The sequence below is a fragment of the Pseudarthrobacter sp. CCNWLW217 genome, from assembly GCF_037203985.1.
Taxonomy (GTDB): Bacteria; Actinomycetota; Actinomycetes; order Actinomycetales; family Micrococcaceae; genus Arthrobacter.
Genome location: NZ_JBBCBT010000010.1, coordinates 140,417 through 160,709 on the forward strand (window position 1 = coordinate 140,417; position 20,293 = coordinate 160,709).

Genomic DNA, 20,293 nt, shown 5'->3' on the forward strand with positions numbered 1-20,293 from the left:
TAGGAAGGTGACTAGCACCGAAGCAACCGCCGCCGGCTCCAGCAGTTCAGGAATCTGGAATCTACCCAACATCCTGACCATGCTGCGCATCGCGCTCGTGCCGTTCTTCATCTGGTTCCTCGTGGCCGATGCGCCCGGGCTGCGCAGTGAGTCGGGGCTGTGGCGCTGGGCGGCAGTGCTGGCGTTCGCCGTCGCGATCTACACTGACAAGCTCGACGGCGACATCGCCAGGAGCCGCGGCCTCGTCACAGACTTCGGCAAGATTGCCGATCCCATCGCCGATAAACTGCTCATCGGCTCCGCGCTGGTCATGCTTTCCGTCCTTGGGGAACTGCCGTGGTGGGTCACTATCGTGATCCTTGTCCGTGAGTGGGGCATCACGGCCTTGCGTTTCTTTGTGATCCGCTACGGTGTTATCCCGGCATCGCGCGGCGGCAAGCTCAAGACGGTGGTTCAGACCGCCGCGATTTTCCTGTACCTCCTGCCGCTGGCCGCCCTCGCCCCGTGGCTGGCTTGGGTGGCTTTCGCCGTGATGATGGCGGCCGTGCTGATCACGGTCTGGACCGGCGTCGAGTATGTAGTTGAAGCTTTGCGGCTCCGTTCGCAGGGCAAACGCGCTGCCAGCCAGTAGGCGGCTCTTGATCCGGCACGCCATTGTAGACAAGGAGCAGGCATGACAAACCTTCACCACCTCGCAGGGGAAACAGTCAAGAATGCCCTGGGCCGGGGGCTGACCGTAGCTACAGCAGAATCCCTGACGGCCGGAATGGTGTCAGCCATCCTGGCAGACACCGCTGGTGCCTCCGGAATGCTGCAGGGCGGAGTGGTGGCCTACCAGAACTCCGTCAAGGTGGACGTCCTGGGTGTCTCGCCAGAGCTGCTTGCGTCCGCCGGGTCCGTGGACGGGGACGTAGCCGCTGCCATGGCTGCCGGCGTCCGCACGGCTTTGGGCTCGGACATCGGCGTTGCCACCACGGGTGTAGCCGGCCCCGACGAACACGACGGAAAGGCGGTGGGGACGGTGTACATCGGGATCGCGACCGCGGACGGCACCGAGTCCTTCGACTACGGCTTTTCCGGCAACCGCGCGGAGATCCGGGGCCAAGCCTGCGGCGCTGCGCTGGAGCGCCTCCTCGCGGCCCTATCTTCCTGAAGTTACCGGGGGTAAAGTAGCCGGGAACAAATCCTGGTACCCATTAGTTATTACATTGTGTCGCTTCCGGATAGCGGAGGCGCCTAGGATGAATACACCACCACGGTTCGCTCCACGGCGAACCGGACTTATAAGGAGCAAGGCGATACAGATGGTAAAGCAGCCCGTATCCGTAAACGGCGTTGTCCGCTGGAAGGATGTGGGCCTCGCCGATCAGGGCAAGAGCGAACAGAAGGAGCGCAAGATGGTTGTACTTCGTCACGAAATTGGTGATGTTCTGCGCGATGTCCGCCAGCGTCAGGGGCGTACTCTCCGCGAAGTTTCGCACAGTGCCCGTGTTTCCCTGGGATACCTCAGTGAAGTGGAGCGCGGCCAGAAGGAAGCTTCGTCAGAGCTTCTGTCCTCGATCTGCTCTGCTCTGGACGTACCCCTGTCCAGCATGCTCCGTGAAGTCAGCGACCGCGTTGCCGTCGCAGAGGGCGTGGCTGTTCCGGACACCGTTCCCCAGGAGTTCTCGCAGCGCTACGGCCGCGATCTTGACCGCGACCTGAACGCCGAACTCACCAACGAACTTTCCAAGGGACTGCTTTCCGGCGCACGGTAAGCACCCTGAACCATAACAGTCGCCTCCGGCACCAGCCGGAGGCTTTCTGTGTTTAAAGGCTTTCGGTGTCTCGTGGCTGGGGCTCCGTTTTGGCGGGCGCCACGTCCTGGGGGAAGCCATCGCGCTCATAGGTGGCGTTGAGCTTGGCCATGTATTTCGCCAGTGCCTGCAGATCCTCAAGCGGCCATTCCCCCAGCCGTTCGCGGAAGACTTCACGCCGGGCGTCCTGGACCTGGTGCATTTTTTCTTCGCCCTTGGGCGTCAGCCGGATCGCCTGCGCGCGGCCGTCCAGGGGGTCAGCCTCCTTGGAGATGAGGCCAATGCTCTCCAGGAACGCGATCTGCCGGCTGACCGAGGGTTTCCCGACGCCGATACTCAGGGCAAGGTCAGTGAGCCGGATGGGTCCTTCCCGCCGGATAACCGTCAGCAGCCCGTAGGCGGCAGGTTCCATGTCGGGATGGACCTGGCGGGACAGCTGATGGGAGACGGACCGTGCCCTTCGCCAAAAGACGCTGATCTGGTGCTCCACAGTCTTCAACGCCGCGTCAACGGTGTTATCTGCAGGGTTGGCAGGAGCGGAAACGTCAGGGGAGTTGCTCATGGCAACAATTCTAGGGTCCCGCTCCATGAGAGACTCTATTGGTGCGAATCAGTGACTACTGGCGTCTGATGGACGACGAATTCGGTTCCGGCTACTCCCGGGTCCTGAGCAGTACCCTGATCCTGGCCGGGGTCGGCGGGCGTACCGCGGACCAGGCACTCGCCGCGGGAGTGAGTCCCCGGCAGGTCTGGCTGGCGATGTGTGACGTCCAGGACGTCCCGCCGGAACGCCGCCTGGGCCGGGACATCAAGCCGGCCCGCGACTGACCGCCATCAACCTGACACGCCGCCGGATTGTTCGAATATCTGTTCGGGTAAAGCTATGCTTTTCGTAGTGGGTTATCCACATAGCCGATGTCATCCGGCGAGAATGTCTGTGGGTGCCATTAGCGTCAGAGATGACCAAGAAACGGCCGCTGAGGCCACTCCACAATGAGAAAGCATTAGAGGTGTGAACCATGGCGGCAGCCCCGGATCGTCAAAAGGCGCTCGACGCAGCGCTGGCACAGATTGACAAGCAGTTCGGCAAGGGCTCGGTTATGCGGCTGGGCGACGAAGTCCGCGCCCCCATCGAGGTCATCCCCACCGGATCCATCGCGCTGGACGTCGCCCTCGGAATTGGCGGGCTTCCCCGTGGCCGCGTTGTGGAGATCTACGGACCGGAATCCTCAGGTAAGACCACCGTTGCGCTCCACGCCGTGGCCAACGCCCAGCGCCAGGGCGGTATTGCCGCCTTCATCGACGCCGAGCACGCCCTGGACCCGGAGTACGCCGCCAAGCTGGGCGTGGACACGGACGCCCTTCTGGTTTCACAGCCGGATACCGGCGAGCAGGCCCTGGAAATCATGGACATGCTTATCGGCTCAGGCTCGCTTGACGTCATCGTCATCGACTCCGTGGCGGCGCTGGTGCCCCGGGCGGAAATCGAAGGAGACATGGGCGACAGCCACGTTGGCCTGCAGGCGCGCCTGATGAGCCAGGCGCTGCGTAAGATCACCGGCCGCCTGAGCCAGACCAAAACCACAGCAATCTTCATCAACCAGCTCCGCGAAAAGATCGGCGTCTTCTTCGGTTCCCCCGAGACCACCACCGGTGGTAAGGCCTTGAAGTTCTACGCCTCCATCCGCATCGATGTACGCCGCATCCAGACGCTCAAGGAAGGCGCCGATTCCGTCGGTAACCGCACCAAGGCCAAGATCGTCAAGAACAAAATGGCACCGCCCTTCAAGATCGCCGAATTCGACATCATCTACGGCCAGGGCATCTCCCGCGAGGGAGGCATCATCGACATGGGTGTGGAACACGGCATCATCAAGAAGTCCGGTTCATGGTTTACATACGACGGCGACCAACTGGGCCAAGGTATGGAGAACTCCCGTCGGTTCCTGCGTGACAACCCGGAACTCGCTGCCGAGCTTGAGCGCTTGATCAAGGAAAAGCTTGGGGTTGGCGTCAAGCCTGCCGAGGCGGATTCCAAGGACACGCCGAAGCTGAAGGCTGTTGACGGCTTCTAGGGGTACCCCGGACTTCGTGGACGGGCAGGGCCCGGGCGTTGGCACCGGCCCAGGTCGACGCCGGAGGGGCCGGGGCGGCGGACGCTCCGGCTTCGGATCGGACGGGCCAAGCCCGGATTCCTCAGTTGCATCAGACCCGGAACCGGATCCTGCCTCGGTTGCGCGGGCGATAGTGCTGCGCCAGCTGACCAGTTCGGCCAAGAGCCGGCTGCAGCTGTCGCGAAAGCTGGCGGAGCGGAACATCCCCGAGGAAGTTGCCGAGTCCGTGCTGGACCGATTCCAGGAAGTGCGGCTCATCGACGACGCCGAGTTTGCGGACATGTGGGTGCGCAGCCGGGCCCAGTCGCGGAAACTGGCCAAGGGCGCTCTTCGCCGCGAGCTTGCCGACAAGGGGATCGATTCTGATACGGCCGCCGCAGCGTTGGAACAACTCTCCGATGAGGACGAGGAAGCCGCGGCCCGCGTGCTTGTGGAGCGGAAGCTCCGTCCGGGCACGGATCTGTCGGACCGGTCAGAGCGGGATAAGACCACGCGGCGGCTCGCGTCCATGCTTGCGCGCAAGGGATACCAGCCATCGCAGGCATTCAGGATCGTGGGTGAAGTGCTGGCCTCGCGCGCCGGCTACGCGGGTGAGGACGGTCCGCCGGATGGTCTGCCCTACGACTAGGCCCGTCCGCGTGACGCCCCGGTTTGGGTAATCGGTTGTGTTGGTTCGCCAGCGAAGCGGCTCTTCCGCCGACCCGGTACCCTTAACAGGTGAGTTTGACCATTCCTTCCCCCGCATCCGGTACCGTCCCGTCAGCCGACCCTGCCGTGCAGCCGCGTACCTATCAGGTGCGCACCTTCGGCTGCCAGATGAACGTGCACGACTCCGAACGGATGGCGGGCATGCTCGAGGACGCCGGCTACGTGCCGGCAGACGGTGACCACGCCGACGTGGTGGTCTTCAACACGTGCGCGGTCCGGGAGAACGCCGACAACAAGCTGTACGGCAACCTCGGCATGCTGGCTCCGGTGAAGGCGGCCAACCCCGGCATGCAGATCGCCGTCGGCGGATGCCTGGCCCAGAAGGACCGCGAAACGATCCTCAAGAAGGCACCGTGGGTGGACGCCGTCTTCGGAACCCACAACGTGGGCGCTCTGCCCGCCCTTCTTGACCGCGCGCGCCACAACAACGAAGCGCAGCTGGAGATTCTCGAATCCCTTGACGTGTTCCCCTCCACTTTGCCCACCAAGAGGGACTCGGTGTACTCCGGCTGGGTATCCATCTCAGTCGGCTGCAACAACACGTGTACCTTCTGCATCGTTCCAGCCCTGCGCGGCAAGGAGAAGGACCGCCGCCCGGGCGACATCCTGGCCGAAATCCAGGCCCTCGTGGATGACGGCGCCATTGAAGTCACCCTGCTCGGCCAGAATGTGAACTCCTACGGCGTTGAGTTCGGCGACCGGCAGGCCTTTTCTAAACTCCTGCGTGCCTGCGGAGAGATCGAAGGCCTGGAACGGGTGCGGTTTACGAGCCCCCATCCGGCGGCTTTTACCGACGACGTCATCGACGCCATGGCCGAAACGCCCAACGTCATGCCACAGCTGCACATGCCGCTGCAGTCCGGCTCGGATAAAGTCCTGCGCGACATGAAGCGGTCCTACCGGTCCACCAAATTCCTCGGCATCCTGGACAAGGTCCGAGAGAAAATCCCGCACGCCGCCATTTCCACTGACATCATCGTGGGCTTCCCCGGCGAATCCGAGGAGGACTTCCAGGCCACCCTGGATGTCGTGGAGAAATCCCGCTTTGCCACTGCCTTTACGTTCCAGTACTCCAAGCGCCCGGGCACCCCGGCGGCCGACCTTCCGGACCAGCTGCCCAAAGCCATCGTCCAGGAACGATTCGAGCGCCTTACCGCCCTGCAGGACAGAATCGCGGCGGAGGAAAACGCCAAACAGCTGGGCCGCAGGGTGGAAGTCATGGTCACCGCACAGTCCGGACGCAAAGCCGGGGAAACCCACCGGCTCTCCGGTCGCTCCCAGGACCAGCGGCTGGTGCATTTCTCAGTCCCGGTCGGGGCGCCGTCGCCCCGCCCCGGTGACCTCGTGACTGTTACCATTACCGAAGCCGCAGCTTTCCACCTCGTGGCCGACCCCACTGTGGAGGACTACAGCCTTCGGCGTTCACGAGCTGGCGACGCCTGGGACAGGTCGCAGGCCGACTCCTGCGGCGCACCGGCACCGGGCTCGGCAAAGACCGGAGCCGGCCGCACCGGGGTTTCGCTTGGCATGCCGTCCCTGCCGGTCCGCAGCGCCTGACCGGTGGCACACCCACCGGTCATTGCCGTTGTTGGCCCCACCGGGTCCGGTAAGTCCGACCTCGCTGTCAACCTGGCCCTGGCCCTGGACGGCGAGGTGGTCAACGCCGACGCCATGCAGTTCTACCGCGGTATGGACATTGGCACGGCGAAAATCACCACCGCCGAACGCAGGGGAGTTCCCCACCACCTGCTCGACACCCTGGACGTCACCGAGGAAGCGAGCGTCTCGGACTTCCAGCGGCAGGCCCGCGCCATCATCGCGGACATCCACCAACGTGGTAAGCGTGCCATCCTGGCCGGCGGTTCCGGACTCTATGTCCGTGCGGCGCTGGACGTCCTGGAGTTCCCGGGAACCGACCCTGACGTACGCGGCCAGCTGGAAGCGGACTTTGCGGCCGAAGGTTCGCGGCCGCTCCTTGCCCGGCTCCGTGTCGTCGACCCCATTTCGGCCGACCGTGTCTCAGATGCCCGGCGTATCATCAGGGCGCTGGAAGTCCACCAGCTCACTGGGCGGCCCTTCAGTTCTTTCATGCCCCGGCGGGAGTATTTCCAGCCCGCCCTCCAGATCGGACTGGCCGTAGACCGGGATCAGCTGCGCGAACGGCTGGCGCAGCGCGTTCATAGCATGGTGGACAAGGGGCTGCTGGAAGAGGTCCGCCGACTGGACGCGGCAGGCCTGCGCCGCGGCAAGACGGCCCCGCGGGCTTTGGGCTACTCCCAGTTCCTCAAAGTCCTCGACGGCGGCGCCACCGTCGAGGAAGCCGTCGAGGAGACCATCGTGGCGACCCGGCAGTTTGCCAGGCGGCAGCTGACCTGGTTCCGCGCCGATCCCCGGATCAGCTGGCTGGACTGGCAGGATCCCGAACTTGAAACCCGCGCGGCGGCGCTCTGCACCTGAACCCACGCAGCTCCCTGGCCGGGGGCGGGTTTCTGTGGCCCTGCCTTTGGCCGGTAGCCTTGGAGCATGGACGCTACCCCTGCTGTGACTCTCGAGCCAACCTTCGCCGCCTTGGGCGGACTCCGCTTCTCTAAAGGGCACGGTACAGGAAACGATTTTGTCTTGGTCGCTGACCCTGACGGTGTCCACACTATTGCCGCAGACCAGGTGGCCGCGCTGTGCGACAGGCACCGCGGCATAGGCGGCGACGGACTCATCCGCGCCGTGCCATCGCGATACCTGCCCGAGGGCCGGGAACTGCTCGAAGGAACACCGGACGCGGAATGGTTCATGGACTACCGCAACGGAGACGGCTCCCTGTCTGAGATGTGCGGCAACGGCGTCCGTGTGTTCGTCCACTTCCTCCGGGCCGAGGGCCTGGTTGACCTGCCCGACGGCGGGGCCCTGACCATCGGAACCCGCGGCGGGGTCAAGACCGTCGTCCGCACGGGCGAGGACTACGCCGTCGACATGGGCCCCTGGCAGTTCATCTTCCCCGGCGCGGCCACCGCCAAAGCCATGGACTCCCTGGTCACGGCCGATGGCCTGGAAGTACCCCGCCCCGCCATCTCCGTCAGCATGGGCAACCCGCACACCGTAGTGGCCCTCGCCGAGCTTTCCGAGCTGGAAGCCACCCGGCTCTACACCGCGCCGCATGTCGATCCAACACCCGTCAACGGAACCAACGTCGAATTCGTGGTCCCCGCGGAGCCGCTGGTGCACGACGGCGTAGGCACCATCACCATGAGGGTCCACGAACGCGGTGTCGGCGAAACGCAATCCTGCGGCACAGGCGCCTGCGCCGCTGCCGTGGCAATCCGGCATTGGGCCGGGGCCGGCGCACCAGACGCCTGGAACGTCAAGGTGCCAGGCGGCGTCGTCGGCGTTAAATTCTTTGCCGGAGCCGGTGGGCACGAGCACGTCGAACTCAGCGGCCCGGCCGTGATTGTGGCTAGCGGGACGCTTTCCTGACCCGCAGGATCCTGAAGGATTTGGCCGTGGCTTCCCGGGTGACGGTGAACGAGGCGTCCAGCTCCTGGGACAGCCAGCGCTGAAGGGAATCGGAGCCGAGGTTCTTTTGCACCACCAGCCATGCTGAGCCGCCAGGCGCCAGCCTCGGAATCCACAGCTTCAGCAGCGAGTGGAGTTCCTCCTTACCGATCCGGATCGGCGGGTTGGACCAGATCGTGTCAAAGCGGAGTTCCGGGTCCACGTCTTCCGGCATGCTGGCCGTCACGTTGCCCAGGCCGAGCGAAGCCGCATTTTCGTTTGTCAGCGTGATGCAGCGCTCGTTGACGTCCACGGCGTAGACATGGGCTGCCGGCGACTTCAGGGCCATCGTGAGCGCAATCGGACCCCAGCCGCAGCCGATGTCCAGCAGGTTTCCCGACGGCGACGGCGCCGGGACTTCGGCGAGCAAGACGGCGGTGCCCTTGTCTATCCCGTCAGGGCTGAAGATGCCACCGGATGTCTGCAGTGTGCGCGTTTCCCCAGCGAGATCCACCGTGAGCGGCTTGCGGGTAAAGGGCCCTGCGGGCGATGCGCTGAAATAGTGTGCGGACTCCATAACTGGCCAGATTAGTTGGCCCTGAAGCGTAAGGGAAACCGCGGGGGATCGGGTCTGCTAATCTGGAAGGCATGTTCCTGATCTTCGAGTAGCCGGCACGGGTTGAACCCGTCCCGCAGCCATGTCCCGCAGCGATGCAGGTTTCCTACCTTCCGCAGATGCGTCATCGACCAAGCTTTCGCCGGCTGGTCCGACCGCCGGGCAATACTCGAAGCCAGCTTCCCGCTGCGCCCCTCCTGACGTTGCCTGCGCATACCACTTCCTCCACCCTTTCGAAGGCGTGGATCCTACGCTGCACGCCATCGCTTGTACGGTGTGCGCAACAGACAGGAGTCCTGGATGACCGCCAGCCGTCAGCCCAGCGCGAATACGTCCCCACTCACCAGCAATCGGCACTATTCTGGAAATGCCGAATCTTCAAAGGAGACCATGACCAGCCAGCCCAACACCGGATCCGATCCAGCAGCCCAGGATATGAGCCCGGAGGAAATCCAAGCTGTCATCGACCGGATTCTTTCCAAGGATGTTCCGGCAAAACGAGGCCCCGCCGCAGAAGGCGACGGCAGGGCGGTGTTCGGCAAAGCCCAGGCGATCTCCCGCCTCGAAGAAGAACACAGCGCCTACGACGGCGACCAGCAGGACCTCGAAGAGCGCCGGGCACTCCGCCGCACGGCAGGGCTGTCCACGGAACTCGAAGACGTCACCGAAGTCGAATACCGTCAGTTGCGCCTGGAGCGCGTGGTCCTGGCTGGCCTGTGGGCCGAAGGAACGCTCGCGGACGCTGAGAACTCACTTCGTGAGCTTGCAGCGTTGGCCGAGACCGCCGGTTCGGAAGTCCTGGACGGCATGGTCCAGCGCCGAGCCAAACCGGACCCCGGAACGTTCCTAGGGTCAGGCAAAGCCCTGGAACTCAAGGAAATCGTGATGTCCACCGGGGCGGACACCGTAGTGGTGGACGCCGAACTGGCTCCCTCCCAGCGGCGCGGGCTGGAGGACATTGTCAAGGTCAAGGTCATTGACCGTACGGCCCTGATCCTGGACATTTTCGCCCAGCACGCCAAGAGCCGTGAGGGCAAGGCCCAGGTGGAACTGGCTCAGCTCGAATACTTGCTGCCACGCCTGCGCGGCTGGGGCGAATCCATGTCCCGCCAGGCTGGTGGCCAGGTGGGCGGCGCTGGCGCCGGTATGGGTTCGCGTGGTCCCGGTGAGACGAAAATCGAACTGGACCGTCGCCGAATCCGTACCCGCATGGCTAAGCTGCGGCGCGAGATCGCCGCGATGAAGCCGGCCCGGGAAACCAAACGGGCCAACCGGCGTCGTAATTCAGTGCCGTCCGTTGCCATCGCCGGCTACACCAACGCCGGGAAATCGTCGTTGCTGAACCGGCTGACGGACGCTGGCGTGCTGGTGGAGAACGCGTTGTTCGCCACCTTGGATCCGACCGTGCGCAAGGCGGAGACCGCGGATGGCCTGGGCTATACCCTGGCGGACACCGTGGGCTTTGTCCGCTCCCTTCCCACCCAGCTCGTGGAGGCATTCCGTTCCACACTGGAGGAAGTAGCGGACGCGGACCTCATCCTGCATGTGGTGGATGCCTCGCACCCGGACCCGGAAGGCCAGATCGCCGCCGTCCGCAAGGTGTTCAGCGAAGTCGATGCCCGCAAGGTGCCGGAAATCATCGTCCTGAATAAGGCAGACGCCGCGGATCCGTTTGTGATCGAACGACTCAAGCAGCGCGAACCCCGCCATGTGGTGGTGTCGGCGCGGACCGGCGAAGGGATCGCGGAGCTGCTGCGCGAGATCAGCAGCTCGATCCCGCGGCCCAGCGTCAAGCTTGAACTCCTCATTCCCTACAATCGTGGCGACGTGATCAGCAAACTGCATGACACCGACGCGGAAATCCTCAGCCTTGACCATGGCGAGGACGGAACGCGGGCAGTGGTGATGGTCCGGGAAGGCCTCGCGGCTGAACTGGAATCATTCGTCAGCAATGGCTGAACCGGTGGCAGGTGAGCCTTCAGGCACGGCCAGCGAGCAGTTCGTGATCGAACTGCTCGACCGCGCCGTGGCCGGAATGGGCGGACAAAGCCGGAGCGGCCAGCATGAGATGGCCAGGCAGGTGGCCCGTGCCATCGAAACCGGCGACCACCTCCTGGTCCAGGCCGGCACTGGAACGGGAAAGTCGCTGGCTTACCTGATTCCGCTCATTGCGCACTCGCTGGTGAGCAACAAGCCCACCTTGGTTTCCACCGCAACATTGGCCCTGCAGACACAGATTGTGGGCCGGGACCTGCCGCGGCTGCTGAAGACCATCACCCCGGCCCTGGACCGCCCCGTCAAGGTGGCGCTGGTGAAGGGTCGCTCCAACTACGTCTGCCGGCACAAGCTTGAAGGCGGGTTTCCCTCGGAGGAACCCTCCGAAGGCCAGCTTTTTTCCCTTGGTGAGGACACCAGCGTGCCGCACTTCGCAGCCGCTCTCGGGGGACCGGCGTCGCAGTTGGGCAAAGAGGTAGTGCGGCTGCGCGACTGGGCGCAAAAAACCACTACCGGCGACCGTGACGAACTCCTCCCGGGTGTCACGGACCGTGCCTGGCGGCAGGTTTCGGTGACGTCGATGGAATGCCTGGGGGCGCAGAAGTGCCCGATGGCCGCTGAATGCTTCAGCGAACTCGCCCGCCAGGACGCGGCCGACGCCGATGTTGTGGTCACCAACCACGCGATGCTCGCCGTCAGCGCGTTCGAGGGGCTGGCTGTCCTGCCCGAATACGACGTCGTGGTGGTTGACGAGGCGCACGAGCTCCAGGACCGGGTGACCGGTGCGGTGTCCGGGCAGCTGTCCGTAGCGATGGTCCATGCGGCGGCTGCCGGAGCGCGGAAGCACACGGCCATTACGGTGGACGCCCTCAACGCTGCGGCCGCCAACCTGGAACTGGCATTGGCAGGGGTTCCCAACGGGCTCCTTCCCAACGGCCTAAATGACGAGCAGCTGGACTGCATCGACCAGCTGCGTGACGCCTGCAGGGCTGCCCTGTCCGACTCGAAGGGGGACAGCAGCCAGACGGCCGACGGCGGGCGCCAGCTCGCGCGCTCACGCCTGATGCTCATCCTGGAACTGTGTGAACGGCTGATCGTGGCCCGGGAGAACCGGGAAGTGGTGTGGTTCTCGCGTGCCAGCACCTTCGATCCGCAGCAAGGCTATGCGCAGCCCGACGACGCCGCACCGGCACTGATAAACATCGCACCGCTCAGCGTCGCAGGGAAGCTGCGCGAGGGACTGTTCGAAGGCCACACCGTAGTGCTGACCTCGGCCACACTGGCCATCGGCTCTGCTTTCGAGCCGGCCGCCGGCGGGCTGGGCCTTGTGGGCCCGGGCGCCCCGAGCTGGACGGGCATTGACGTCGGTTCCCCGTTTGACTACCCAAAGCAGGGAATACTGTACGTTGCCGGGCACCTGCCCAAGCCCGGGCGCGGTGTGTCCGCGGAGGCGCTGGAGGAGCTCGAGGCGCTGATCAGGGCCTCAGGCGGCGGTGCACTGTGCCTGTTCTCCTCACGTCGCGCCGCAGAAGAAGCAGCCGACGCCTTGCGGCCCCGTCTGGGCCTGAGCATCCTCTGCCAGGGCGATTCCACGATGACCGCCTTGGTCAAGCAGTTCGCCGACGAGCCCGACACATGCCTCTTCGGAACCATGTCCCTGTGGCAGGGAGTGGACGTACCGGGCGGCTCCTGCCGGCTGGTGGTGATTGACCGCATTCCGTTCCCTCGGCCGGACGACCCCCTTATGACTGCCCGCTCCCGGGCCGTCGCCCAGGCCGGCGGCAACGGCTTTATGTCGGTCTCCGCCACTCATGCCGCCATCCGGCTTGCCCAGGGTGCCGGCCGGCTGATCCGGTCCACCGGGGACAAAGGTGTGGTGGCGGTGCTTGATTCACGGCTGGCCACCGAGAGGTACGCCGGGTTCCTCCGGGGTGCGCTGCCGCCCTTCTGGCCCACCACAGATCGCAAGATTGCGTTTGCGGCGCTGGAACGGCTGTCCAAAGAGCACGCCTGAGTTAACTGCGAAGATCAGCTGAGCCAGCCCATGTGGGCGGGCTCAGCTGATCTTTTTGCTGCTGGGCACTGTACCTAGAGTGAACGCAGAACCGAAACGACCTTGCCCATGATGGTGGCGTGGTCGCCCAGGATGGGTTCGTACTGCGTGTTCTGCGGCAACAGCCACGTGTGGCCGTCCCGCTGGCGGAACGTCTTGACGGTTGCTTCGTCGTCCAGGAGGGCCGCGACGATGTCCCCGTTCACGGCGTCGGCCTGGCGCCTCACCACCACCCAGTCGCCATCGCAGATGGCCGCGTCCACCATGGAGTCTCCGGCCACCCTGAGCATAAAGAGCTCGCCCTGACCGACCAGTTGGCGGGGGAGGGGCATCACGTCTTCAACCACCTGGTCCGCAAGGATCGGCCCGCCGGCTGCGATCCGGCCCACCAGGGGAACCATGGCCGTATCCATGGCAGTGGAAAGCTCCGTTACCTTCCCGCCGCTGATGCCCCGCAGGGTTGCCGGTGCGGCGGAGCCCGGAGCCTTGGCAGTCCCGGCATCCAGGGTGAGCGGCATCAGGACCTCCATGGCCCGTGGCCGCTTAGGGTCCCGGCGCAGGTATCCCAACTTCTCCAGCTGCGAGAGTTGATGCGTCACGCTGGAGAGGCTGGCCAGCCCCACGGTGTCGCCAATTTCGCGCATGGACGGGGGGTATCCGTTGTCATTGACTGAACGCTGGATCGTTTCCAGGATCTTCTTCTGACGGGCAGTCAGCCCCTTGGGAGTCCTCTGGGGCTGTGGACCCCTCTGGGTCGCCCTGCCGCCGGCTGCTGCTGCCATGTTAGCCAATGCCTTTCCGTTGCCCCGGTGCCTCCGGCGCCGGGTGCCGGGAGCCTCCGGCATTGATTGTCAGACCCTGCTGATCAACTACAGAGGTGGCTGTACTTCGGGTGGTTGATCCTTGGTTCAAACGTAGGCCAGCCGCAACACTTTTTCAAACATTTGTTCTAGCGAGTCTCGACAATGTTCGTTGATAAGTGCTAAAACAGAAGAAGCAAAGTTCGAACATGTGTTCTATTCGCTTCCGGAAGCGTTCGAAGATTCGAATACTTCGGGAACGTCCGCTTCGCCGGACAAGCGGAAGGAACACTCCGGGCAGCAAAGCATGGTCCAGGAGGGCTCATTTCATGTCAGCGTTTTCAGCATCGCAGGACTCCCGTCCGCAGTTCGTCTCGGTACAGCACCTCACGTCAGTCCCGCAGGTCCGCCCCGGCAAGGAGCAGTTGCCGCCCCTTCGCCTGACGCGACGCGGACGGGTGGTCCTGATCGGCATCCCGCTGGTCCTGCTCGCTGTCCTGATCTTCCTGCTGGCGGGATTCTTGAACGCCCCCGCCAAGGCAGCAGACTCCGCAGCCGATCTCTCAGTCACACCGACAGTGTCCGTCACCGTACAGTCCGGGGAGTCACTGTGGGCGATCGCGGCAGCGGTTGCACCCGAGCGCGATCCCCGCGACGTGATAGCGGACATCGTCCAGCTCAACAACCTCACTGCCGGCGCTGTCGTGCCAGGCCAGCAGCTGTTTGTACCTGTGAAGTGACGCTGCCGCTGACCGTCACATTTTCGGGGTCCATGCTTCGGCACTAAACTGTTCAGGTGAATGACCAGCTAGAGCGTCTGAACCGCCTTCCCCTCCGCAGCAACCTCCGTGGCCTGACCCCGTACGGGGCTCCCCAGTTGGATGTTCCCATTCTGCTGAACGTCAACGAAAACACTCACGGCGTTCCTGCGGACGTACGGGCCGCGATCAGCGCAGCAGTCACCGAGGCAGCCGCCGGCCTGAACCGCTACCCGGACCGTGAATTTTCCGATCTCCGCGTTGCGCTGGCTGAATACCTTGGCCACGGTCTTGACGCAGCCAACATCTGGGCAGCCAACGGCTCTAACGAAGTGCTTCAGCAAATCCTCCAGGCGTTTGGCGGACCCGGCCGCACGGCCCTGGGTTTCCCTCCCACGTACTCCATGTACCCCCTACTGGCCAGCGGCACCGACACAAAGTACGTTGCCGGCCAGCGTGCGCTCGGCTACGGCCTCAGCGCCGAATCAGCCGCCCTGCAGGTGAAGGAACTCCGGCCGAACATCGTTTTCCTGAGTTCGCCCAACAACCCCACCGGCACAGGGCTGGGGCTGGATGTTGTGGAGGCCGTGTACGCCGCCGGCGAGGACAGCCAGACCATCGTGATTGTGGATGAGGCGTACCACGAATTTGCCCACGACGGTACGCCGAGCGCCCTGACCTTGCTGCCGGGCCGGGAACGCCTCATCGTCACCCGGACCATGAGCAAGGCCTTTGCCCTCGCCGGAGCCCGGCTGGGCTACATGGCTGCCGCACCCGAAGTGACGGACGCCCTGCGCCTCGTGCGGCTGCCGTACCACCTGTCCGCCGTCACGCAAGCCACGGCCTTGGCCGCCCTCCAGCACCGCGAGGCGCTGATGGCCGATGTTGAGGACATCAAGAAGCAGCGTGACCGCATCGTCTCGGAGCTCACACGGATGGGCCTCAAACCCGCCGCTTCGGACTCGAACTTCGTCTTTTTCGGCGGACTGGACCGGCCCCACGACGTCTGGCAGCAGCTGCTGGACTCCGGCGTCCTGATCAGGGACGTCGGAATCCCCGGCCATTTGCGCGTCACAGCCGGGACTGAGACAGAAACCACTGCCTTCCTCACATCCCTGGAAGCCATCCTGGCGAGCCAGGCAAAGCTGCCCGCCTAAACTTGAGTTAGCCGCGCTGCGCGCGCCGGCAATCACTCCTTCTTCGCAAAGGACATATGACCATGAGTTCCACCGGATCCAGCACTGCCGCGTCCCGCATCGCACGCATGGAGCGTGCCACCAGCGAATCGTCAGTACTCGTGGAGATCAACCTCGACGGAACCGGCGTCTCAAACATCGACACCTCGGTCCCGTTCTATGACCACATGCTCACGGCACTGTGCAAGCACTCGCTAATTGACATGACCGTCAAGGCCACCGGCGACACTCACATCGACGTCCACCACACCGTGGAAGACGTCGCCATTACCTTCGGTGAAGTCCTGCGCACAGCCCTCGGCAACAAGGCCGGCATCCGCCGCTTCGGCGAAGCCACCGTGCCGCTGGATGAGGCCCTGGCGCACGCGGTAGTTGATGTCTCCGGCCGGCCCTACCTGGTTCACGGCGGCGAGCCTGCCGGCCAGGAGTACCACCTGATCGGTGGCCACTTCACCGGGTCGCTGACACGGCACGTCTTCGAGGCCATCACGCTGCACGCAGGCATCTGCCTGCACATGAACGTCATCGCCGGCCGGGACCCGCACCACATCGTCGAGGCACAGTTCAAGGCATTCGCCCGTGCATTGCGTGCAGCCGTGGAGCCCGATCCCCGTGTAGAAGGCATTCCGTCCACCAAGGGTGCCCTGTGAGCGGCCAGATCCTCCGCGACGGCGCCGTGATCGACCCGGCTTCCCTGAAGAAGCCGGAATCGCCCGAAGGCAAGCCCACCGTCACCGTGCTCGACTACGGGTCCGGTAACGTCCGTTCCGCCGTGCGCGCCCTCGAACGGGCCGGGGCAGAAGTCATCCTCAGCTCCAAGCCCGAGGACGTACTGAACGCCGACGGCCTCGTGGTCCCCGGCGTCGGCGCTTTCGAAACGGTCATGCGCGAACTGAAAGCCGTGGACGGCATCCGCCTCATCGGCCGGCGCGTCGCCGGCGGGCGTCCAGTGCTGGGTATCTGTGTAGGCCTCCAGGTCCTGTTCGAGGCTGGTGTGGAACACGGCACCGAGGCCGAAGGCATGGGGGAGTGGCCCGGAAAGGTGGAACTCCTACCGGCGGAGGTCGTGCCGCACATGGGCTGGAACACCGTCAAAGTGCCGGAAGGGTCCAAGTTGTTCGCAGGCGTCGAGGACCAGCGTTTCTACTTCGTGCACTCCTACGGCGTCCAGGAATGGAACTTTGACGTGGTGCAGCCGCGCATGGCACCGCCCAAGGTCACCTGGTCCGAGCACGGTGCGCCGTTCATCGCTGCCGTGGAGAACGGACCGCTCTGCGCCACCCAGTTCCACCCGGAAAAATCCGGCGACGCCGGAGCCCGCCTCCTGCGCAACTGGGTGGACGCCCTGCGGAAGCCTGCACCCGCGGATGGCAACGCCTAGATGTGGTCCATTGTCCTGATGGGGCTCGCCGGCCTCCTGGTGGGCGGTGCCCTGTCCTTCCGGCAGCAGCACAAGCCGCTCTGGACCCAAATTGGCTTCTACGTCCTGGCCGGCATGTCCCTGCTGGCTGCCGCCCTGCTGACCTTTCCCGGAAGCTAGCCCGCACCGGGCCACCTCCCACTAACAGCTGCACACCTACCTGAGGATTCTGAGATGACCACCGCAAACGATCTGCCGGTTCTTGAACTGCTCCCCGCCGTCGACGTCGTGAACGGCCAGGCCGTCCGGCTGGTCCAGGGTGAGGCCGGCAGCGAAACGAGTTACGGCACTCCGTTGGAAGCCGCCCTCAACTGGCAGCAGCAGGGCGCCGAATGGGTACACCTGGTGGACCTCGACGCCGCGTTCGGCCGCGGCTCCAATGCAGAACTCCTCCGCGATGTGGTGGGCCGCCTGGACATCAAGGTGGAGCTCTCCGGCGGACTTCGGGACGATGAATCACTGGAAGCTGCCTTGGACCTCGGCGTGGCACGGGTGAACCTTGGCACCGCGGCCCTGGAAAACCCGGAATGGACGGCCCGGGCCATCGACCGCTTTGGCGACAAAATCGCCGTCGGCCTCGACGTCCGCGGAACCACGCTGGCAGGCCGCGGCTGGACCAAGGAGGGCGGTGACCTCTGGGAGGTCCTCGGCCGCCTGGAGGAGGCCGGCTGCGCCCGGTACGTTGTCACCGACGTTACCAAGGACGGCACCCTGCAAGGGCCCAATGTGGAATTGCTGCGCCAGATGGTGGAGAAGACCGGCAAGCCCGTGGTGGCCTCCGGCGGCATTTCCAGCCTCGATGACCTCAAGGTGCTCCGTTCCCTTGTCCCGCTGGGCGTCGAAGGCGCCATCGTGGGCAAGGCCCTCTACGCCGGAGCCTTCACGCTGCCCGAAGCCCTCGACGTCGCTGGCCGCCGCTAGGCCCCGGTCAGCCTGACAGGATGGAACCGAACGGCACTGCACCTGGCCTGGACGGCGCGTCCGGCAGCATTTCCGGCACGGCCGGACCGGCGCAGCGGCACCTGCCCGGCCACATCGCAGCAGCCCTCGCCGGAGCCGGTGGAGCGGCAGACTCGGCGGGCCGGCCGTGGCAGGGCCGAAGCCTGGCCGGGGACGACGGGAAGATCCACAACTTCGAGGACGACGACGGAACGGCCGACGCCGGATACCTCGCCGCGGTGGCGGCGCTTCGGAACGGAAGCGGAGACGAGGCGGCCGTCGTCGCCTCGCTGGCGACAGCAAGGGTGTTTATCCCCATCATTGCCCAGCTCGCGGAAGAAGCCGAAGGCGAAGACGGCCTGACGGCTGACAAGCAAGCGGACATGGCGCTCGTGATGCTGAAGGCAGCCGACGGCAGGACCGCAATGCCCGCCTTCACATCCGCCCAGGCGCTGTCCAACTGGCACCCGGATGCCCGGCCGGTGGCTGTGTACGCCGCGAGGGCTGCCCTCTCCGCAGTGTCGGAACAGGCCGAACTCCTGGTGCTGGATCCCGGTTCTGAGGTCACGTTTGTGGTCCGTCGTCCTGCCGTGTGGGCACTGGCCCAGCAACGCACCTGGGTGCCCTCCTACCTTGACCGCGAAGTGGCCGCCACCATAGCGGAGGCTGCTACCGGATTCCCCGCCGTCCGGAATATCGGACTCCTGCCTGGGGCCGGCGTCGCCTCAACAACTGGGATCGGTGACACGTTGCCGGGTGGGGGCGCGGGTCCCGAACTGCAGGTGGTGCTTTACCTTGAGGACGGCCTCGACGCCGCCGCGGTCCAGGAGCTTGTGGCCGGCCTCCAATCCGCCTGGTCCAGGAATGTATTGTTTGGGGAGCGGGTTGACTCGATCGAAATCAAGTTGAGGCGCGCTGTTCAATAGCTGACGGTCAGCGGGGTGACCCCTCGGGCTGCCCGCGGCAGACCAAAGGAATTTCCGTGAATTTCGCCCTATACCGGGAGCTGCTCTCCGTCCGCCCCATTAGGCGGCTGCTGCTCGTAGGCATGATTGCCCGTATCCCGCACTCCGCCGCCGGCGTCCTGCTGACCCTGCACATCGTCCTGACGCTGGACAAAGGCTACGCTGCCGCCGGGGCGGCCGCGGCCGTGATGACCATCGGCATAGCGCTCGGGGCGCCATGGCGCGGCCGGCGCGTGGACACTGTGGGCCTGCGAAGGGCCCTCATCCCGTCGGTGGTTTCCGAAACAGTCATCTGGTCTGCCGTGCCCCATGTGACGTACGAATGGCTGCTGCCGCTGGTCTTCATCGGCGGGCTGCTGACCCTCCCGATCTTCAGCGTCCTCCGCCAGTCCCTGGGCGTCCTGGCAGACGGCGACCAGCGGCGGACCGCCTTCGCCCTGGACTCCATCACTACCGAGATGGTGTTCATGATCGGCCCCGCCGTCGGAGCCGTGGTGGCTACCAGTGGTTACTCCGTACTGGGGCTGACCATCGTTGGCGTCTCCACCTCACTGGCAGGGCTGTTCCTGATGTGGTTCAACCCGCCCACCCGGAGCGTCGCCCAGACCGAGGAATGTGAGGCGGACCAACGCCACGCAGCGGAAGTTGCAGTGGTCTCCGCCGCACCGGCCCACGTCCAGGAGGCGGCGGCAGACCTGATGCCCGCCGCTACCCATGGCGGACCCGGTCTCCGGGGAAGGGTGGCCCACAACTTCGCGTGGTTCACGGCCACTGTCGCGGCCGTCTTTGCGGTTGCGGCGGGCGCCGGGATGGTGCTCAGCGGCACGGACGTCGGCATCGTCGCAGCTCTCGAAACAGGCGGACACCAAAGCGAGATCGGTATTGTGTTCCTTTTCTGGTGTGCTGCGTCCGTGGTTGGCGGGCTCGTTTATGGCGCCATGCACCGCCCGGTTTCGCCGATTGTCCTTCTTCTGGGAATGGCCGCCCTGACCATCCCGATGGGCTTCGCGCACGATACGTGGACTCTGGCGTTCGTCTCGATCCTGCCCGGCCTCCTGTGCGCTCCGGTGTTGTCCGCCGCGTCCGAGAAAGTGGCGGACCTGGTGGCTGAGGAACGTCGCGGAGAGGCAATGGGCTGGTACGGTTCCGCGCTGACTGCCGGCGTGGCACTCGGCGCACCGCTCGCGGGAATTTTTATTGACGGTATGGGGTCCTCCGGCGGGTTCGTGTCCGTCGGCGTCGCCGGCGTTGTGCTGTGCCTCGTGGGACTGGTGCTCCAGCAGCGCCGGCGCAGCCGCACCGCTGCCTGACGACACCCGCATGACGACCCGCAAAATTGACGACGGCGGCGGGGGGACCCCCCAGGTGAGCCCCCCGCCGGGCGCCAGCGTGGGGGAGGCCTGGTCAGATGAACGCGCCGGGGTACTTCGCGGCCGGACCCATGCCC

The 20,293-nt window shown here is 65.1% G+C and carries 22 protein-coding genes; 19 read left to right on the top strand and 3 right to left on the bottom strand.

Translation table 11 applies throughout. The annotated features are described in order from the left end of the window. Positions 1–7 precede the first annotated feature (7 nt). The 3 genes from pgsA to V9L18_RS13260 all read left to right on the top strand — a co-directional run bounded on the left by pgsA (position 8) and on the right by V9L18_RS13260 (position 1,757). A complete protein-coding gene (gene pgsA, locus V9L18_RS13250; RefSeq protein WP_337347629.1) occupies positions 8–631 on the top strand; it encodes a CDP-diacylglycerol--glycerol-3-phosphate 3-phosphatidyltransferase in 624 nt (207 codons plus the stop codon). Between the two features lie 42 nt (positions 632–673). After that, positions 674–1,153 carry a CinA family protein gene (locus tag V9L18_RS13255; RefSeq protein ID WP_337347630.1) on the top strand — a complete coding sequence of 160 codons (480 nt, stop codon included), beginning with the start codon at positions 674–676 and terminating at the stop codon, positions 1,151–1,153. Positions 1,154–1,304: 151 nt separating this feature from the next. Next, positions 1,305–1,757 (top strand): helix-turn-helix domain-containing protein, encoded by a 453-nt coding sequence (locus tag V9L18_RS13260; RefSeq protein ID WP_337347631.1) that lies wholly within the window; start codon positions 1,305–1,307, stop codon positions 1,755–1,757. Between the two features lie 52 nt (positions 1,758–1,809). Here the strand turns inward: V9L18_RS13260 and V9L18_RS13265 are convergent, their stop codons facing one another. Beyond that, entirely contained in the window at positions 1,810–2,358 is a 549-nt protein-coding gene (locus tag V9L18_RS13265; RefSeq protein ID WP_337347632.1) for a MarR family winged helix-turn-helix transcriptional regulator, read from the bottom strand. A 41-nt stretch (positions 2,359–2,399) separates the two neighbouring features. On the opposite strand from V9L18_RS13265, the gene V9L18_RS13270 reads away from it, so the two are divergent. The 6 genes from V9L18_RS13270 to dapF all read left to right on the top strand — a co-directional run bounded on the left by V9L18_RS13270 (position 2,400) and on the right by dapF (position 8,086). After that, positions 2,400–2,624, top strand: a complete 225-nt coding sequence (locus tag V9L18_RS13270) for a DUF3046 domain-containing protein (protein ID WP_337347633.1) — start codon at positions 2,400–2,402, stop codon at positions 2,622–2,624. Between the two features lie 191 nt (positions 2,625–2,815). Beyond that, positions 2,816–3,871, top strand: a complete 1,056-nt coding sequence (gene recA / locus V9L18_RS13275) for a recombinase RecA (protein WP_337347634.1) — start codon at positions 2,816–2,818, stop codon at positions 3,869–3,871. 169 nt (positions 3,872–4,040) lie between these two features. After that, positions 4,041–4,538 carry a regulatory protein RecX gene (locus tag V9L18_RS13280; RefSeq protein WP_337347695.1) on the top strand — a complete coding sequence of 166 codons (498 nt, stop codon included), beginning with the start codon at positions 4,041–4,043 and terminating at the stop codon, positions 4,536–4,538. An 89-nt stretch (positions 4,539–4,627) separates the two neighbouring features. Further along, on the top strand, positions 4,628–6,175 hold the full coding sequence (gene miaB / locus V9L18_RS13285; RefSeq protein WP_337347635.1) for a tRNA (N6-isopentenyl adenosine(37)-C2)-methylthiotransferase MiaB: 1,548 nt from the start codon (positions 4,628–4,630) through the stop codon (positions 6,173–6,175). Between the two features lie 3 nt (positions 6,176–6,178). Further along, positions 6,179–7,075: a tRNA (adenosine(37)-N6)-dimethylallyltransferase MiaA gene (miaA, locus tag V9L18_RS13290; protein ID WP_337347636.1), complete on the top strand. Its 897-nt coding sequence runs from the start codon at positions 6,179–6,181 to the stop codon at positions 7,073–7,075. A 66-nt stretch (positions 7,076–7,141) separates the two neighbouring features. Then, the gene (gene dapF, locus V9L18_RS13295) at positions 7,142–8,086 is read left to right on the top strand and encodes a diaminopimelate epimerase (RefSeq protein WP_337347637.1); all 945 of its coding nucleotides are present in this window, start codon (positions 7,142–7,144) and stop codon (positions 8,084–8,086) included. Here dapF and V9L18_RS13300 read toward each other — a convergent pair. Continuing rightward, the gene (locus V9L18_RS13300; protein WP_337347638.1) at positions 8,067–8,681 is read right to left on the bottom strand and encodes a class I SAM-dependent methyltransferase; all 615 of its coding nucleotides are present in this window, start codon (positions 8,679–8,681) and stop codon (positions 8,067–8,069) included. The two genes, dapF and V9L18_RS13300, sit on opposite strands and share 20 nt — an antisense overlap. A gap of 429 nt (positions 8,682–9,110) precedes the next feature. On the opposite strand from V9L18_RS13300, the gene hflX reads away from it, so the two are divergent. Together hflX and V9L18_RS13310 are read left to right on the top strand one after the other, a co-directional pair. Next, positions 9,111–10,679 carry a GTPase HflX gene (gene hflX / locus V9L18_RS13305; protein ID WP_337347639.1) on the top strand — a complete coding sequence of 523 codons (1,569 nt, stop codon included), beginning with the start codon at positions 9,111–9,113 and terminating at the stop codon, positions 10,677–10,679. Next, positions 10,672–12,729, top strand: a complete 2,058-nt coding sequence (locus tag V9L18_RS13310) for an ATP-dependent DNA helicase (protein WP_337347640.1) — start codon at positions 10,672–10,674, stop codon at positions 12,727–12,729. The genes hflX and V9L18_RS13310 overlap by 8 nt, the downstream gene beginning before the upstream one ends. Before the next feature lie 74 nt (positions 12,730–12,803). Here the strand turns inward: V9L18_RS13310 and lexA are convergent, their stop codons facing one another. Beyond that, a complete protein-coding gene (lexA, locus tag V9L18_RS13315) occupies positions 12,804–13,550 on the bottom strand; it encodes a transcriptional repressor LexA (RefSeq protein WP_337347641.1) in 747 nt (248 codons plus the stop codon). 347 nt (positions 13,551–13,897) lie between these two features. Between lexA and V9L18_RS13320 the strand changes: the two genes are divergently transcribed. The 8 genes from V9L18_RS13320 to V9L18_RS13355 all read left to right on the top strand — a co-directional run bounded on the left by V9L18_RS13320 (position 13,898) and on the right by V9L18_RS13355 (position 20,156). Next, entirely contained in the window at positions 13,898–14,308 is a 411-nt protein-coding gene (locus V9L18_RS13320) for a LysM peptidoglycan-binding domain-containing protein (RefSeq protein WP_337347642.1), read from the top strand. Positions 14,309–14,364: 56 nt separating this feature from the next. Beyond that, positions 14,365–15,483: a histidinol-phosphate transaminase gene (locus V9L18_RS13325; protein ID WP_337347643.1), complete on the top strand. Its 1,119-nt coding sequence runs from the start codon at positions 14,365–14,367 to the stop codon at positions 15,481–15,483. A gap of 62 nt (positions 15,484–15,545) precedes the next feature. Further along, positions 15,546–16,172: an imidazoleglycerol-phosphate dehydratase HisB gene (gene hisB, locus V9L18_RS13330; RefSeq protein ID WP_337347644.1), complete on the top strand. Its 627-nt coding sequence runs from the start codon at positions 15,546–15,548 to the stop codon at positions 16,170–16,172. Further along, entirely contained in the window at positions 16,169–16,903 is a 735-nt protein-coding gene (gene hisH / locus V9L18_RS13335; RefSeq protein WP_337347645.1) for an imidazole glycerol phosphate synthase subunit HisH, read from the top strand. Before hisB ends, hisH begins: the two co-directional genes overlap by 4 nt. Then, a complete protein-coding gene (locus V9L18_RS13340; protein ID WP_337347646.1) occupies positions 16,904–17,062 on the top strand; it encodes a hypothetical protein in 159 nt (52 codons plus the stop codon). A gap of 54 nt (positions 17,063–17,116) precedes the next feature. Beyond that, a complete protein-coding gene (gene priA / locus V9L18_RS13345) occupies positions 17,117–17,863 on the top strand; it encodes a bifunctional 1-(5-phosphoribosyl)-5-((5-phosphoribosylamino)methylideneamino)imidazole-4-carboxamide isomerase/phosphoribosylanthranilate isomerase PriA (protein WP_337347647.1) in 747 nt (248 codons plus the stop codon). A gap of 20 nt (positions 17,864–17,883) precedes the next feature. Continuing rightward, positions 17,884–18,807, top strand: a complete 924-nt coding sequence (locus tag V9L18_RS13350) for an SseB family protein (RefSeq protein WP_337347648.1) — start codon at positions 17,884–17,886, stop codon at positions 18,805–18,807. Between the two features lie 56 nt (positions 18,808–18,863). After that, a complete protein-coding gene (locus V9L18_RS13355; protein ID WP_337347649.1) occupies positions 18,864–20,156 on the top strand; it encodes an MFS transporter in 1,293 nt (430 codons plus the stop codon). Positions 20,157–20,293 lie beyond the last annotated feature (137 nt).

Bases quoted from the DNA above. Each gene is read 5' to 3' on its own strand.
- hisB (WP_337347644.1), top strand. From the start codon at position 15,546: ATGAGTTCCACCGGATCCAGCACTGCCGCGTCCCGCATCGCACGCATG.
- V9L18_RS13260 (WP_337347631.1), top strand. From the start codon at position 1,305: ATGGTAAAGCAGCCCGTATCCGTAAACGGCGTTGTCCGCTGGAAGGAT.
- V9L18_RS13350 (WP_337347648.1), top strand. From the start codon at position 17,884: ATGGAACCGAACGGCACTGCACCTGGCCTGGACGGCGCGTCCGGCAGC.
- lexA (WP_337347641.1), bottom strand. From the start codon at position 13,550: ATGGCAGCAGCAGCCGGCGGCAGGGCGACCCAGAGGGGTCCACAGCCC.
- dapF (WP_337347637.1), top strand. From the start codon at position 7,142: ATGGACGCTACCCCTGCTGTGACTCTCGAGCCAACCTTCGCCGCCTTG.
- V9L18_RS13310 (WP_337347640.1), top strand. From the start codon at position 10,672: ATGGCTGAACCGGTGGCAGGTGAGCCTTCAGGCACGGCCAGCGAGCAG.
- priA (WP_337347647.1), top strand. From the start codon at position 17,117: ATGACCACCGCAAACGATCTGCCGGTTCTTGAACTGCTCCCCGCCGTC.
- V9L18_RS13320 (WP_337347642.1), top strand. From the start codon at position 13,898: ATGTCAGCGTTTTCAGCATCGCAGGACTCCCGTCCGCAGTTCGTCTCG.
- V9L18_RS13255 (WP_337347630.1), top strand. From the start codon at position 674: ATGACAAACCTTCACCACCTCGCAGGGGAAACAGTCAAGAATGCCCTG.
- recA (WP_337347634.1), top strand. From the start codon at position 2,816: ATGGCGGCAGCCCCGGATCGTCAAAAGGCGCTCGACGCAGCGCTGGCA.
- hflX (WP_337347639.1), top strand. From the start codon at position 9,111: ATGACCAGCCAGCCCAACACCGGATCCGATCCAGCAGCCCAGGATATG.
- V9L18_RS13265 (WP_337347632.1), bottom strand. From the start codon at position 2,358: ATGAGCAACTCCCCTGACGTTTCCGCTCCTGCCAACCCTGCAGATAAC.
- V9L18_RS13300 (WP_337347638.1), bottom strand. From the start codon at position 8,681: ATGGAGTCCGCACACTATTTCAGCGCATCGCCCGCAGGGCCCTTTACC.
- V9L18_RS13340 (WP_337347646.1), top strand. From the start codon at position 16,904: ATGTGGTCCATTGTCCTGATGGGGCTCGCCGGCCTCCTGGTGGGCGGT.